Source organism: Embleya sp. L77, from assembly GCF_055557415.1.
In genome coordinates this window covers 5,901,484-5,915,034 of sequence record NZ_CM145709.1, presented here as the reverse complement: position 1 = coordinate 5,915,034, position 13,551 = coordinate 5,901,484, and the positions used below count along the sequence as shown (strand labels likewise).

Sequence of the window (13,551 nt, the reverse complement as noted above, 5' to 3'; positions counted from 1 at the left end):
GCCGCACCCGGGTCGGCCCGCGCACCGGACCGAATCGACGCGCGCCGGGATGCAACCGGCCGGTGAGCAGTGAGAGTGAGAGGAGTGTCATGGCGAATGCGAGTCCGCCCGGCTACTACCGCACCGGCGGTGAGGGTCGGCCCGGGTCGCTGACCGGCTCGGCGTACCGGGAGGTCCGGCGTCGGGTTCTGCACCTGGAACTCGCGCCCGGCGCCCGATTCACCGAGAAGGCGGTGGCCGGCGAACTGGGCATGAGCAAGACGCCCGTACACGAGGCGCTCGCCCTGCTCGCCGAGGACGGTTTCGTCGAGGTGCTTCCGCGCAGTGGCTATCGGGTCTCCCGGGTCACCCTGCGCTCCGCGCGCGAACTGTTCGACCTGCATCGGGTGCTGGAGCAGGACGCGGCGGCCGCGGTGGCCCGGCGGCCGGCCGAGGTCGTCGCACTGGTGGCCCGCGAGGGCGCATGGGTGCGGGACGCGCAACCGGTCGAGGGCCCGGACGCGTGGCTGGACCGGTACACCCGGCTGCACCTGCTGCTCGGCGAGCTGGCGGGCAATCGGCACCTGCGCCGCGCCCTGGGCGGAACGCTGCACGCCCACCACCGGCTGCTCCGACTGTGCGTGGCCGCCGGCGGGCCGCACCTGCGCTCGCTCGCGGGCGACGACGCGCCGCTGCTGGACGCCCTCGCAGCGGGCGACCCGAACGCGGCCCGGCACGCGGTACACACCCGGCTGACCGGATGCCGCGAGCGGGTGCTGGACACACTCCTGTCCAGTGATGCCCTACTGGACGTGAACATCGCAGGACCCACGCCCGGGCCCTGACCGAACACGGCCGGTGTCGGGCGCGGGCTCGGCTCGCGCCTGGGGCCTTAATGGACTCGGCGGGCGCCGGGGGCGGGCTCAGTCCGCGCCCGGGCCCTGACGAACTCGGCGGGCGCCGCCGGCGGGAGGCGGACTCAGGCCGCGCTCGGGCCCTGAACGGACTCGGCCGGCGCCCCCGTCCGGGCGCGGGCTCAGGCCGCGCCCGGGGCCGGACTCGCCCAGCGCCCGGCGGCGAGACGCGGGCTCGGCTCGCGCCCGAGCCCTGAACGGACTCGGCGGGCGCTGCCGTCAGGGCACGGCCAGTCCGCGCCCGGGCCCGGATTCGGCCGGCGCCGCTGTCGGGACGCCCAGGCCCTGAACCGGCTCGGCCCCCGCCCCCGTCCGGGCGCCGGCTCAGCTCGCGCCCGTGCGGAGCAGTGTGCCCAGGTCCAGGTCGAGCAGGTCGGCCGGCAGTTCGGGGGCGCATTCGGCGCCGACCGTGCGGCCCAGGTGCGCGGCGACCGGCGGCACCAGCGCGCCGAACACGGCCGTGCCCAGCGCCCGGATGCCGTGCTCGACGGCGGCGGCCGCGGCCTCCTGGTCGCCCGCCGCCAGTGCAGCGCTCAGCGGCCCGTGGTCGGGCGTCGGCCAGGTCGGCTCGCCGAGTACGACGGCCAGGCACAGGTGGCGCAGCTGGTGGCGCAGCACGTACTCCTCGATCTCGGCGGCCCGCCCGTTGCCGGCCCGCTCGGCGAGCGCGGCGCCGAAACCGAGCCACCCGAGCGGCACGGACGCGACTCGGGCTCGCGCACGCACTCCGGCACCCATGGCGGGTCCGAGCGTCGACCCGACATCCGGCCCGACATCCGGCCCGAGACCCGACCCGACGCTCGACCCGAGACCCGCCCCGACACTCGACCCGTGCCCCGCCCCGACGCTCGACCCGCGCCCCGGCCCGGACACCCGATCCGCCGTCGAGGCCCCGCCCATCGCCGTGCGCCGCCACGCCCGCGCCGCCTCGTCCAACCCGCGCAGCCCCTCCGCATCGCGCCGTCCGGCCGCCAGTCGGGCCGTCAACGTCTCGATCGTCAGGCGCAGTTCGAGCAATTCCCGGATGTCGCGCAGGGTGACCGGCATGACCAGGTAGCCCGAATGCGGCGCGACCGCGACCAGGCTCTCGTGGGTGAGCAGGTTGAGCGCCTCGCGCACCGGCGTCTTGCCCATGTCCAGAGCGGTCGCCAGATCCCCTTCGCTGAACACCGTCCCGGGCAACATCTCCAGGCGCAGGATGCGGCCGCGGATTGTCTCCCGGGCGAGGGCGGTCCGGCTCTTGGTACGCGCTGTCGAGGTCGGCGTCATGTCCGGATTCTCCTCGGATCCCGGCCGCGATCGGCGTCGGCGACGAGGATCGGCGAAGATCGGCAAGCCGGTGCCGCGACCGGTTCACGGAACCCGGCGACCGGCGTATCGACCCCGACGCGGGCGGACACTCCCATGCCGCATGGGACTAATATCTCAGGCAGCCGGGTCGGCGACATGGATGCGGGGGCGCTCCGCTCCCGGATGGTGCCCACGACGTGGGACCTCTGCCATCGCCACCGCCGACTCCTGCGATGATCCTCGCGACGAGGAAGGTGGTTTCGGATGACCCGCGCGGCCCGCACGCCGACCGGCGCCGATCCGAGGCGCGCCCGTGCGGTGATCGGCCTTTCTCCTCCGACTCGCGACCGGGCCTACCATCGGAAGCGTGTCGAGGGCTCCTCCGACCGCATCCGCGAGCCGCACCCGCACGCCATCCCCTCGGGACGAACGACCTTGGACATCGACATATGACCGCGTCGCAGCACACCCGATCCGCATCCCCCATCACGCTCCTGCGGGAATGGCACGAGCGCACCGACGGCGCCGCCCTGCACGAGGCCCTGTTTCTCGGCCTGAACGTCGACCTGCCCTTTCTGGAGCGCGTCGCGGTCCCGCTCGCCCGTGGCCTCTCCGCCCGCGTCGCGATCTTCGGGGACGCCGCACAGGAGGCGCACCACCCACGCGAGGTACGCGGCGCCGGCCGTGACTACCTCTATGCGCCCACCGTGTGTTCCGGTGGTCTGCGCGCCAAGCTGGTCGTGCTGCTCGGCGAGCACGCGTGCCGAATCGCGGTCGGCGGCGGCACCGCGGCGCTGCCCGGCTGGGCGGGCGACGACCGGCTGTGGACGGTGGTGGAGACCGAGGACGACGCGTCCAACGCGCTGCTGGCCGACGTGGCCGACTGGCTGGACAAGCTGTCCGAACTCGACGGGGTCGCCATGGCCCCGTGGGCCGCCGAGTACCTGCGCGAGATCGCCGTGCTGCTGACCGAGCGGCACATCCTGGCCGACGAGACGCCCGGTCCCGACGCGCGGCTGCTGGACAACCTGGACCGCTCGCTGCTGGACCAGGTGCCGGCCGGCCCGGTGGAGGAACTGCACGTGTACGCGCCGGCCGTGGACCCGGCGGGTGACACGCTGCGCGAGCTGATCGCGCGACTGGCCCCCGCGCGGGTGCTGTTGGGTGTGCACGAGAACTGGTCGGGCCACACCGGCGCGTTGCTGCGCTCCGCGCTCGGCGGTCGTCCCGCCGACGTGCTCGTACTGCCCGAACAGCGGCTGGTACACGGCCGGTTCGCGCAGTGGCGGATCGGCGACCGGTGGTTCGCGCTGACCGGCAACGCCGACCTGACCCGGGCCGGGTTCGCCGGCACCGCGGCGGCCGGCGGCGGTCTCGACCTCGCCGTGCGCACCGCCGGCGGTCCGGTTTTGCCGCTCGGCGACGGCCGGCCCACCTCGCTCGCCGACCTGGACGCGCTGCGCGGCGTCGCGGCCGGCGCCGAACTCGTACTGCTCGGCGCGCGGGCGGACGGTGCGGGGCTGCACGTGGTGCTGGCCGGGGCCGCCCGCGAGCCGGTCACGGTGAGCACCTCCGCCGACGGTTCGCCGGGCTCCTGGCGGGAGTTGGGCATCATCCCGAGCGGCGCGTCGAGCGCCGACTTCCCGCCCGCAGCGGGCCTGGGGCCGGCCGTGCGCGGCAGCGTCGCCCGGGCCGACGGCAGCGTGGTCCACTCCGCCGCGGTCTTCGCGTACAGCCCGGCCGCCGCCGCGCGACCGAGCGACACGCGGCTCGCCGCCCGCCCGGAACCCATGTCCACCCCGCGGCCCGCGGCACCGGCGCCCGTGGTCGCGCCGCGGCCGGTCCAGGCCGCGTCCGCACCGGCGGCCGCACCGACACCGGCGCCGCGCCCGCCGGCACCGACCCTCACCCCCGCCGCGCCGCCTGCGCCGACCCCGACGCCTGCGCCGCTGTACGTGCCGTCCCACGTCGACCCGGAGCCGGTCCCGAGCGCCCCCGCCGAGGACGGCCCGTACGCCGAGGCCATCGAGGAGTTCGCCGCACACGGCTGGGTCGCCGGCATCGAGGACGGGATCTGGCGGATCACCGGCTCGTTCGGCAACCCGGTCCCGATCGCGGCGGTGGCCGCGACCCGGCTGGCGCAGTACGGCGAGCCGGTGCTGATCCAGGCCGGCAACGAGCGCCGCTGGGCCTTCATGGCCTGGCACGCGCCCGACCTGACGCTGCTGAACTGGCCCGCCCGGAACTGGCGCAGCTACCAGATACGTCCCCCGGCCGACCCCGAGTCGCGCTTCCGCGGCGGCGACTTGGCGAGCGTTCCGGGCCGGGTCGGTCCGCTCAACCGGCAGATCGGCGACCCGCCGCCGGCCCTGCTGCGGGTTCTGGACGAGGTCGGCATCGGCTTCGCCGAACTCGTCAAGACCCTGCAGCAGATCGGCGGCTGAGCGGCGGCACGAAGTACGGCGCCGCGCGGCCGGGTTCGGGGCCGGCTCGAATTCGCCGCAACCCGGGCACCGGCCGCGCTCGGGTACCGAGCGAGCGATCGTTAGACTGTCGACACCCAAAAACGGCGACACCCGAAATAGCCACACCCAAGACGATGTGCCCCGGAGCGGCCGGAGCCCGTGTGCGGAATCAGGAGCCGGACCCATGGCGGAGCCACTCGCGGCGGATCTGCGCGCCGACGGCCACACCGACTGGCGCGCGTACGAGCCGCTGCTTTTGCCACCGATCCTGGCCGCCTCGCTCGCCGCGTTCGACGAGCACGGCTATCACGGCACGACGGTGCGCGACATCGCCCGCCGGGTGGGCGTGACGGTGCCGGCGCTGTACTACCACTACCAGAACAAGCAGGCGCTGCTGGTCGAGTTGCTGATCGGCTCGATGAACGCGGCACTCGGTCGCTGCCGAGGCGCCCTCGCCGAGGCCGACGACGCGCCCACCGCGCGATTCGCCGCACTGGTCGAGTGCATCGTGCTGTACATGGCGAACCGCGCGCCGCTGGCCTTCCTGGACAGCGAGATGCGCAGCCTCGAACCCGACAACCGGGCCCGCTACATCGCCATGCGCGACGAACTCGAAGCCCTGATGCACGACGCGGTACGAGACGGCGTGGCCCTGGGCGAGTTCACCACCCCGTACCCGGTGGACGCCGGCCGCGCCGTCATCACGTGCTGCCAGGCAGTGGCCAACTGGTACCGCCCCACGGGCCCCCTGACCCCCCAACAAATCGCCAACCGCTACGTAACCATCTCCCTGGCCACAGTCGGCCACAAACCCACCCACCCCAGCCCGTGAGACAACTCAACACCCAACCCGGCCGGACCAATTCCAGCCCGGCCGGCGCTTGAGGCCACTCAGCCCCGCCGGCACTTGAGGCGAACCCAGCCCACCCAACACCCAACGCCGGCCGAACCAAATCCAGCCCGGCCGGCGCTTGAGGCCACTCAGCCCCGCCGGCACTTGAGGCGAACCCAGCCCACCCAACACCCAACGCCGGCCGAACCAAATCCAGCCCGGCCGGCGCTTGAGGCCACTCAGCCCCGCCGGCACTTGAGGCGAACCCAGCCCACCCAACACCCAACGCCGGCCGAACCAAATCCAGCCCGGCCGGCGCTTGAGGCCACTCAGCCCCGCCGGCGCTTGAGGCGAACCCAGCCCGGCCGGCGTTTGAGGCCAAATAGCCCGGCCGGCGACTGAGGCCCCGTCGGCCGGAGGCCGGGTCCCCAGCCCGGCCGGCGATTGAGGCCAAAAGGCCCAGTGCCCAACGCCTACTTCGGCGCCATCCTGATCGCACCGTCGAGCCGAATCACCTCACCATTGAGCATCTGGTTCTCCACGATGTGCGCGACCAACGCCGCATACTCCGCCGGCCGCCCCAACCGACTCGGATGCGGCACCTGCGCACCGAGCGACGCCCGCGCAGCCTCCGGCAGCGCCCCCAGCAGCGGCGTCTCGAACAACCCGGGCGCGATCGTCATCACCCGCACGGCCAGACCGGCGAGGTCCCGCGCGATCGGCAGCGTCATCGCCGCGATGCCGCCCTTGGACGCGCTGTACGCGGCCTGGCCGATCTGTCCGTCGAAGGCCGCCACCGACGCGGTGTTGACGATCACCCCGCGCTCGCCGTCCACCGGCTCGTGCCCGACCATGCGCTCCGCCGCCAGCCGCAGCACGTTGAACGTGCCGATCAGGTTGACGCTGACCACACGCGCGAACAGGTCCAGCGGGAAGGCGCCCTGCCGCCCCACCGTACGGGCCGCGTTGGCCACGCCCGCGCAGTTGACCGTGATCGCCAACGTGCCGTCCGCGTCCGCCGCGTCCACCGCCGCACGTACCTCGTCCTCCCGCGTGACGTCGCCGGGCACGAACACGGCCCGCTCACCGAGCCGTTCGGCCACCTCCTTGCCCTGTGACGAGGGCAGGTCGAAGAGCACGACCGACGCGCCCTTGTCGACGAGCAGTTCGGCGGTGGCCAGGCCCAGGCCCGAGGCGCCGCCGGTGATCAGGGCGGTGGTGCCTTCGATGCGCATCTATGTGTCTCCGTAACGATCAAAGCGAGGCGGGCAATTCGGAGCGCCGGGCCGGAAACAGGGTGAATCCGTGAATCCGAATCGGCAGAAAACAGGGTGGGCGGGTGCACAACCCTCAGAGGCGTTCGATGATCATCGCGTTGGCCATCCCGCCGCCCTCGCACATCGTCTGGAGGCCGTACCGGCCACCCGTGGACTCCAGCACCCCCAGCAGCGTGCTCAGCAGCCGCCCGCCGGACGCGCCGAGCGGGTGCCCGATCGCGATCGCACCGCCGCGCCGGTTCACCTTCTCCAAGTCGGCGCCCACCTCCGCCGCCCACGCCAACGGCACCGGCGCGAACGCCTCGTTGACCTCGAACGCGTCGATGTCGTCGATGCCCAGGCCGGCCCGTTCGAGCACCTTGCGGGTGGCCGGGATGATCCCGGTGAGCATCAGCAGCGGGTCGTCGCCGGTCACCGCGAACGCGTGGAAGCGGGCACGCGGGGTCAGCCCGAGCGCGGTCGCGCGCTCCTCGCTCATGATCAGCGCGGCGGAGGCGCCGTCGGTCAGCGGCGACGAGTTGCCCGGGGTGATCCGCCAGTCGATCTCCGGGAAGCGGGCACCCATGCCCTCGTCCACGAACGCGGGCTTGAGACCGGCCAAACCCTCCTCGGTCGTGGCGGGCCGCACCGTCTCGTCCACCCGGTGCTCGCCGCCGGCGAGCGTGATCGGCACGATCTCCCGATCGAACGCGCCCTCGGCGGCGGCCTGTGCGGCGAGCCGGTGCGAACGGGCGGAGAACCGGTCGAGCGCCGCCCGGTCCAGGTTCCAGCGGGCCGCGATCAACTCGGCCGAGTAGCCCTGTGGGATCAGTCCCTCGGGGTAGCGCTTGCCGAGCAGTTCGCCGAACGGGTCGCCCCCGCGCGCGGCGAAGCCCATCGGCACCCGGCTCATCGACTCGACGCCGCCCGCGATCACGATGTCGTACGCGCCGGCGATCACGCCCTGCGCGGCGAAGTGCGCGGCCTGCTGACTGGATCCGCACTGCCGGTCCACGGTCGTCGCCGGCACGCTCTCCGGGTATCCGGCGGCAAGCACCGCGTTGCGCGCGATGTTCAGCGACTGGTCGCCGGCCTGGGAGACGCACCCCGCGATCACGTCCTCGACCAGAGCCGGGTCGAGACCGTTGCGTTCGACCAGGGCACGCAGCGTGTGGGCGAGCAGGTCGACCGGATGGGCGCCGGACAGCGCGCCACCGGGCTTGCCCTTGCCGGAGGCGGTCCGCACCGCGTCGACGATGACGGCTGTGGTCATGGGTTTCGTCTCCTCGGATCCGCAAGGTTACTGAACGTTCGCTAAAGACATTCGACCCTCCGGCGCAACCCCTGTCAAGCATCGACCCGAGCACCACCGAACGTTGCCGGTCCCGACACCGGGCCCGGCTTCGATCGCACGCCGAGCACCGCGACGTGGGACCGAGGACAGGCCCTAGGCTGAACTCCGTGACCAGCGCACCCGTACGCGAACCACGCCAGCACCGCAGTCGCGTCACCCGAGTAAAACTCCTGGACACCGCCGTCGAGGTGCTGGCCGAGGTCGGCTGGCTCGGCGGCACCGTGACCGTGGTCGCCGAGCGGGCGAGCGTCTCCCGGGGCGCGGTGCAGCACCACTTCCCCACCCGCGAGGACCTGTTCACCGCCGCGATCGATCACATGGCCGGCGACCTGTTCGCCCGGATACGTCTGGACGGAGCGAGGATCCCGCCCGGCCGCGCACACACCGAGGCGGTGGTCGACGCGCTCGTGTCGATGTTCCGGGGCACGCTCTACCGGGCCGCGCTCAACCTGTGGGTGGCCGCGGTGGAGGACGACATGCTGCGGGCCAGGGTGGTGCCGCTGGATCGGCGACTGTGCGCCGCGATGTACGACATGGCGGTCGATCTGCTCGACGCCGACGTGTCCCGCCCCGGGGTGCCGGCCGCCGTCGAGGGCACCCTGAGCCTGGCCCGTGGGCTGGGCATCAGGGAACTGCTCACCGAGGACGAGGCGTGCCGACGGGCGATCGTCCGACAGTGGGCGGCGCACCTGGACACCGTGCTGACCGGCCGTACCCCGGCGTGACCCGCTCGTTCAGGCTCAGCCGGGCTCAGCCGCGCTCAGCCGGGCCGATCCGGCGTGATCGGGCCCGGGCGGGCCAGGGGCCTCATTTCACGCTTCGATGACCAATCCTTGATCCGCACCCGGCCAAATCCCGGACGGAACGGGATCCACGGGCCGTAACTTCACCGCGTGGACTGGAATCGACGGACCTGCGCCCGGCGCGGACACGAGACGTACGCTCCCGACGAACCGGCGTTGCGCGACCGACTGCACGCGAGCACGCCGGTCGGCGAGGCGTGGCGCTGCCTGCGCTGCGGGGACTACGTGCTCGGCGAGGTCAAGGGCCGCGGCCCGGCCGGCGACGCGCCGACGGTGATGCGCGGGCGGGCCCTGCGCGACGTGCTGATCCTGCGCTTCTTGGCCGTCGAGCGGGCCGCGCGCGGCGTACTGATCCTGCTCGCGGCCTACGCGGTCTGGCGCTTCAGCAATTCGCAGGACTCGGTGCGCAGGTTGTTCGAGGATGACCTGACCGCGTTCCGGCCGGTGGCCGAGCACTTCCATTACGACCTGGACCACTCGCCGATCGTCGACTCGATCCGCAAGACCTTCGACTACAAGCACTCGACGCTGGTCTGGGTCGCCGTCGCGATGGTCGTCTACGCGGTGATCGAGATCGTCGAGGCGGTCGGCCTGTGGCTGCTGAAGCGCTGGGCGGAATACCTCACGGTGGTCGCCACTGCGGCGTTCCTGCCGCTGGAGGGCTACGAGATGCGCGAGCACGTGAGCGCGTTCAAGGTGGCCACGCTCGCCCTGAACATCCTCGCGGTCGTCTACATCATCGTCGCGAAGCGGCTGTTCGGGGTCCGCGGCGGCGCCGAGGCGTTCGAGCGCGAACGGCACAGCGAATCCCTGCTGGAAATCGACGAGGCGATCCACCCCGGGCCGCCGCGGCAGCCGTGGGAGGAGCACGTACACACGCCCAAAACGCCGCACGCCCGCACCCCCTGACCGACCCACGCGGGCCGAACCCACACGGCCCCGGCCCGCGCGGACCCGCCCTGGACTCGACGCACGCGAAGCCGGCCCTGCGGTCCCGAGGCCCATGGATCCCACCCTCACGGACCCGACCCCGGACCCAACCCACGCGGACCCGAGCCCCGGACCCGACCCGCACGGACCGAGCTCGCGGACCGACCCCCGAAGCCCCGGGCGCCGGCCCCTGGTTCGACTCGGCCCCCGCCCCCTCACGGCACCAGCACCCACCGCCCCCGCAGCCCGCCCTTCGCCCGCCGGGCGTATGCCTCGGCCGCGTCCGCGAGCGGGACCGCCCCGGCCACCCGCAGGGTCAGCCCGCCCTTGTCGGCCAGCGCCGCGAGTTCGGCTGCCCGCGCACCGTCCGCACGCACCCAGACGTGGTGCACCCGCGTCCCGCGCAGGGCCGGCGGCGCAGCGCCCGCGTTGAGCGCCACGAACGCCCCGCCCCCGCGCACCGCGTCCAGCGCGTCCGGCCCGAGCATCGCCGCGTCCAGCGCCGCGTCCGCGCCGCCCGGCAGGATCGCCCGGATCCGGTCGGCCAGTTCCGGGCCGCGGGCCACGAACCACTCGGCCCCGACCCCGCGGAGGAAGTCCTCGTCCGCGGCGCCCGCGACCGCCGCCACGCGCACCCCGCGCGCCGCCGCGAGTTCGACCGTGAACCCGCCCACCGCGCCCGCCGCCCCGGTCACGACCAGGGTGTCCCCGGCTGTCAGGTCGAGCAGTTCCAGTCCCTGCCACGCGGTCAGCCCGTTCAACGGGATCGTCGCCGCCGCGACGGCATCCAGGCCGGTCGGCAGCGGCCCGACCGCGTCCGCGTCCAGCACCACGAACTCGGCCTGCGCACCCGTCCGTACATCCAGCCGATCACGCAACCCGAGCACCGCGTCGCCGACCGCGAACCCGGTGACTCCCGCGCCGACGCCTGCCACCTCGCCGGCGACGTCCCAGCCCAGGCCGAACACCTCGCGCGCGGACACCAGGCCGAATCGCACCGGCGCGCCCTCCAACACCATCGAATCCACCGGATTCACCGCCGCCGCCGCGACCCGGATCCGCACCTGCCCCGGCCCCGGTTCGCTGTCGGGCGCGTCCACGACCTCGACCACGGGCGATCCGGCTCGGGCGATCACCGCACGCATGACACCACTCCCACGCTCTGCGTCGGGCCGGTCCGTCCGGCCCCTCGACCGCCAACCTACGAAGAGTTACTCTCCCTTGGTAAGCACGTACCCGAGAGTGCGTATCCCACCCGAAGGAGAGCCATGCCGACCCGTACCGCGGCCGAACGTCGCGCCCAGGCCCGCTCCGCGTTCGACGCGTACATGGCCGAATGCCCGGCCCGGCGGCTCCTGGACGGGATCAGCGACAAATGGGTGAGCCTGCTCGTCAACGCGCTGGCCGACGGCCCGCAGCGCTACAGCGACCTGTCCCGCCGAGTGGCCGGGGTCAGCCAGAAGATGCTCACCCAGACCCTGCGCAACCTCGAACGCGACGGCCTGGTCACCCGCACCGTCACGCCGTCCGTCCCGGTCCGGGTCGACTACGCGCTGACCCCGCTGGGCGAGAGTCTGCTGCCGCTGATGCGGGCCATCAAGTCCTGGGCCGAGCAGCACATCCCCGAGGTGGACCGGGCCCGCGAGCGCTACGACGCGCAGCAGCCGCCGGCGATCGGCTGACCGGCCCGGCCCACGCACCGGGCCGCGGAATCGACCGCCCGTGCAGGTACGTTCGGGCCGCACGACCTCGGGTCACCGAAGGTCCGCCAGAAGATCGCCGACTGTTCATTTTCCGGCCCGCCGAGGGTGTTTCCGGCTCCATATCGTGATCTTGACCGGCGGAACGGACGTCGGCCGAACTTCCGAGGAGCCCAGTCGTGTCGCCTGGCCGTGAGACCCACGAGCGCGAACGGCGGATCGAACTGCTGATGGCGGAGAGCGCGCCGTTGCGCAGGTATGTGAGCGGAATCCTGGGCGCCGACCTGCACACCGTCGAAGACGTGGTCCAGGAAACGTTGTTACGAGCGTGGGAGGCCGCGGACCGGCTGGACTGGGACGGCCGACCGATCCGGATGTGGCTGTTCCGGGTCGCCCGCAACCTGGCCGTGGACGCCCGGCGGCGCAACCGATCACTACCGGTGGGCATCGATCCGAGCGAGTTCACCGGGTTGCCGACGGTGCCCGATCCGGCCGCGACGGTCGTGGATCGCTGCGTGCTCGTGCGGGCGTTGCGCGCACTGGCCGCGCCGCACCGCGAGGCGCTCGCCCAGGTGCACCTGCTCGATCGCAGCGGCGCGGACGTCGCCCGCGCCCTGGGGATACCGCGCGGGACGGTCAAGTCTCGTACCTACCACGGGATCGCGGCCATCCGTCGGGAGCCGGCCGCGATCGAGGAGAGCGGATGACAGGCTCCGAGGACCTCGCCATGCAGGTCGCCGGACACGACCTGACCACCCTGCTCGGCTACGCGGGGATCGTCGTCCTCGTCTTCGCCCTCGCGCACTGGGCCGCCATGCGGCGCGGCGGATGGCGCTTCGTCCGCCGCCGGCTGCGCCGGGAACTGGCGCTCACGGTGGCCGCGTTCGCCGAGCCGGTCACCGCATTCGGCCGGTATCGGCGGCGGCGCCGACTCTTGGTACGGGCGCTGCGCGGGCCGGACACCTGGGCCGACGCCGAGCACGCGCTGCGGCTCGCGGCCGGCATGGCGGCCGGTGCTCGTCCGTACGCGGCGCTGGTGGAGCGCGACGTGGTGGGCGTGTTGGTCACCTGCGGTCCGGACCTGCCCGAGCCCGCCGAGCCGTGGGCGGTCGACGAACTCGACCCCCGGCTGTGGTGGATCGCGCGCACCGACCTGGAAGTGGGCACCGGCCCGGCCCCATTGCTGGTCGCGATCGGTACCCGGGAGGACGCGGTGGTCTTCCTCGACCTGTTGACCGGCCCCCGCGTGCTCGCGGTGTCCGGCGAGCGGCGCGGCGCGCGGGCCACCGTACAGGCCCTGGCGGCGCAGCTCGACGCGCGGCTGCCGGCGGGTGCGGTCACCGTCGCGGACGGCATCCACCCGCGCCATGCCGGGCCGAGCACCGCCGAGGCGTTCGCCCTGGCGACCACCGCCGCGTCGAGCCGCCGCTACCCGCAGGTCGTGGTGTGTGCGGAAACCCCCGATGTGCCCGCCGCCTCACCGGTGTCGGTGCTGACCCTGGGTACGCCACGCGGCCACGCCCGGCTGTTGGCGGTGTCCCCGACCGGCGCCCTGCTCGTCCACGGCACCCCGCTGCGGGTGGACGCCCGTCCGCTGCCGCGCGCGATCGCCGCGACGGTGTGGCAACTGCCGCCGTGGTCCACGGAGGACGCCGCGCACCCGGCCCCGATCGCGGCCGACCCGGACCTGGATCCGGCCCCGGGCGCAGCAACCCCCGCCTCGGCCCCGGCATCGGGTCCGGCATCGGGTTCGACCCCGGGCGCGACCCCGGCCGAGCCGACCCCGCCGGCCCCGCACGACGACTTCGACGAGCCCGCCGACACCGACAAGCCGAGCGGCGTCTCCGTCGACGTGTGACCCCGCTTCCCCCACGCCGGACGGGCCGTTGATCGGCCCGTCCGGCGTTCGGGTCCTCTCCGGCGGATCCCGGTGGGGCCGCGCCGCCGAGATCCGCCGGACCGAACCTCCCGCATCCCATCCCAGGCCGCTCCCCCGGCCGCACCTCCCCGCCCACCCCCAGGAGCACG

General features: G+C 73.7%; 12 protein-coding genes. 8 read left to right on the top strand and 4 right to left on the bottom strand.

Annotated elements, in window-relative coordinates:
- The first annotated feature begins 89 nt into the window (after window positions 1–89).
- Entirely contained in the window at window positions 90–824 is a 735-nt protein-coding gene (locus ACZOOI_RS25275; RefSeq protein WP_465277977.1) for a GntR family transcriptional regulator, read from the top strand.
- 393 nt (window positions 825–1,217) lie between these two features.
- Here ACZOOI_RS25275 and ACZOOI_RS25270 read toward each other — a convergent pair whose 3' ends face one another.
- Window positions 1,218–2,162 carry a GntR family transcriptional regulator gene (locus ACZOOI_RS25270; protein WP_465277976.1) on the bottom strand — a complete coding sequence of 315 codons (945 nt, stop codon included), beginning with the start codon at window positions 2,160–2,162 and terminating at the stop codon, window positions 1,218–1,220.
- 470 nt (window positions 2,163–2,632) lie between these two features.
- Between ACZOOI_RS25270 and ACZOOI_RS25265 the strand changes: the two genes are divergently transcribed.
- Complete coding sequence (locus tag ACZOOI_RS25265; protein ID WP_465277975.1) at window positions 2,633–4,627, top strand: hypothetical protein; 1,995 nt, start codon at window positions 2,633–2,635, stop codon at window positions 4,625–4,627.
- Window positions 4,628–4,832: 205 nt separating this feature from the next.
- The gene (locus ACZOOI_RS25260; RefSeq protein WP_465277974.1) at window positions 4,833–5,480 is read left to right on the top strand and encodes a TetR/AcrR family transcriptional regulator; all 648 of its coding nucleotides are present in this window, start codon (window positions 4,833–4,835) and stop codon (window positions 5,478–5,480) included.
- 473 nt (window positions 5,481–5,953) lie between these two features.
- Here ACZOOI_RS25260 and ACZOOI_RS25255 read toward each other — a convergent pair whose 3' ends face one another.
- Together ACZOOI_RS25255 and ACZOOI_RS25250 are read right to left on the bottom strand one after the other, a co-directional pair.
- Entirely contained in the window at window positions 5,954–6,715 is a 762-nt protein-coding gene (locus tag ACZOOI_RS25255; protein ID WP_465277973.1) for a 3-hydroxyacyl-CoA dehydrogenase, read from the bottom strand.
- Between the two features lie 115 nt (window positions 6,716–6,830).
- Window positions 6,831–8,009: a thiolase family protein gene (locus ACZOOI_RS25250; protein ID WP_465277972.1), complete on the bottom strand. Its 1,179-nt coding sequence runs from the start codon at window positions 8,007–8,009 to the stop codon at window positions 6,831–6,833.
- Between the two features lie 188 nt (window positions 8,010–8,197).
- Between ACZOOI_RS25250 and ACZOOI_RS25245 the strand changes: the two genes are divergently transcribed.
- Window positions 8,198–8,815 carry a TetR/AcrR family transcriptional regulator gene (locus tag ACZOOI_RS25245; RefSeq protein ID WP_465277971.1) on the top strand — a complete coding sequence of 206 codons (618 nt, stop codon included), beginning with the start codon at window positions 8,198–8,200 and terminating at the stop codon, window positions 8,813–8,815.
- 168 nt (window positions 8,816–8,983) lie between these two features.
- Window positions 8,984–9,802: a DUF2127 domain-containing protein gene (locus tag ACZOOI_RS25240; RefSeq protein ID WP_465277970.1), complete on the top strand. Its 819-nt coding sequence runs from the start codon at window positions 8,984–8,986 to the stop codon at window positions 9,800–9,802.
- A gap of 236 nt (window positions 9,803–10,038) precedes the next feature.
- Here the strand turns inward: ACZOOI_RS25240 and ACZOOI_RS25235 are convergent, their stop codons facing one another.
- Window positions 10,039–10,968 carry an NADP-dependent oxidoreductase gene (locus tag ACZOOI_RS25235; protein WP_465277969.1) on the bottom strand — a complete coding sequence of 310 codons (930 nt, stop codon included), beginning with the start codon at window positions 10,966–10,968 and terminating at the stop codon, window positions 10,039–10,041.
- Between the two features lie 123 nt (window positions 10,969–11,091).
- Between ACZOOI_RS25235 and ACZOOI_RS25230 the strand changes: the two genes are divergently transcribed.
- The 3 genes from ACZOOI_RS25230 (at window position 11,092) to ACZOOI_RS25220 (ending at window position 13,381) form a co-directional block, all read left to right on the top strand.
- Window positions 11,092–11,505 carry a winged helix-turn-helix transcriptional regulator gene (locus tag ACZOOI_RS25230; protein WP_465277968.1) on the top strand — a complete coding sequence of 138 codons (414 nt, stop codon included), beginning with the start codon at window positions 11,092–11,094 and terminating at the stop codon, window positions 11,503–11,505.
- A 197-nt stretch (window positions 11,506–11,702) separates the two neighbouring features.
- On the top strand, window positions 11,703–12,230 hold the full coding sequence (locus ACZOOI_RS25225; protein ID WP_465277967.1) for a sigma-70 family RNA polymerase sigma factor: 528 nt from the start codon (window positions 11,703–11,705) through the stop codon (window positions 12,228–12,230).
- Window positions 12,227–13,381: a hypothetical protein gene (locus tag ACZOOI_RS25220; RefSeq protein ID WP_465277966.1), complete on the top strand. Its 1,155-nt coding sequence runs from the start codon at window positions 12,227–12,229 to the stop codon at window positions 13,379–13,381. Before ACZOOI_RS25225 ends, ACZOOI_RS25220 begins: the two co-directional genes overlap by 4 nt.
- Window positions 13,382–13,551 lie beyond the last annotated feature (170 nt).

Coding starts and splice junctions, on each gene's coding strand:
- ACZOOI_RS25275 (WP_465277977.1), top strand. CDS start 90: ATGGCGAATGCGAGTCCGCCCGGCTACTACCGCACCGGCGGTGAGGGT.
- ACZOOI_RS25270 (WP_465277976.1), bottom strand. CDS start 2,162: ATGACGCCGACCTCGACAGCGCGTACCAAGAGCCGGACCGCCCTCGCC.
- ACZOOI_RS25265 (WP_465277975.1), top strand. CDS start 2,633: ATGACCGCGTCGCAGCACACCCGATCCGCATCCCCCATCACGCTCCTG.
- ACZOOI_RS25260 (WP_465277974.1), top strand. CDS start 4,833: ATGGCGGAGCCACTCGCGGCGGATCTGCGCGCCGACGGCCACACCGAC.
- ACZOOI_RS25255 (WP_465277973.1), bottom strand. CDS start 6,715: ATGCGCATCGAAGGCACCACCGCCCTGATCACCGGCGGCGCCTCGGGC.
- ACZOOI_RS25250 (WP_465277972.1), bottom strand. CDS start 8,009: ATGACCACAGCCGTCATCGTCGACGCGGTGCGGACCGCCTCCGGCAAG.
- ACZOOI_RS25235 (WP_465277969.1), bottom strand. CDS start 10,968: ATGCGTGCGGTGATCGCCCGAGCCGGATCGCCCGTGGTCGAGGTCGTG.
- ACZOOI_RS25230 (WP_465277968.1), top strand. CDS start 11,092: ATGCCGACCCGTACCGCGGCCGAACGTCGCGCCCAGGCCCGCTCCGCG.
- ACZOOI_RS25220 (WP_465277966.1), top strand. CDS start 12,227: ATGACAGGCTCCGAGGACCTCGCCATGCAGGTCGCCGGACACGACCTG.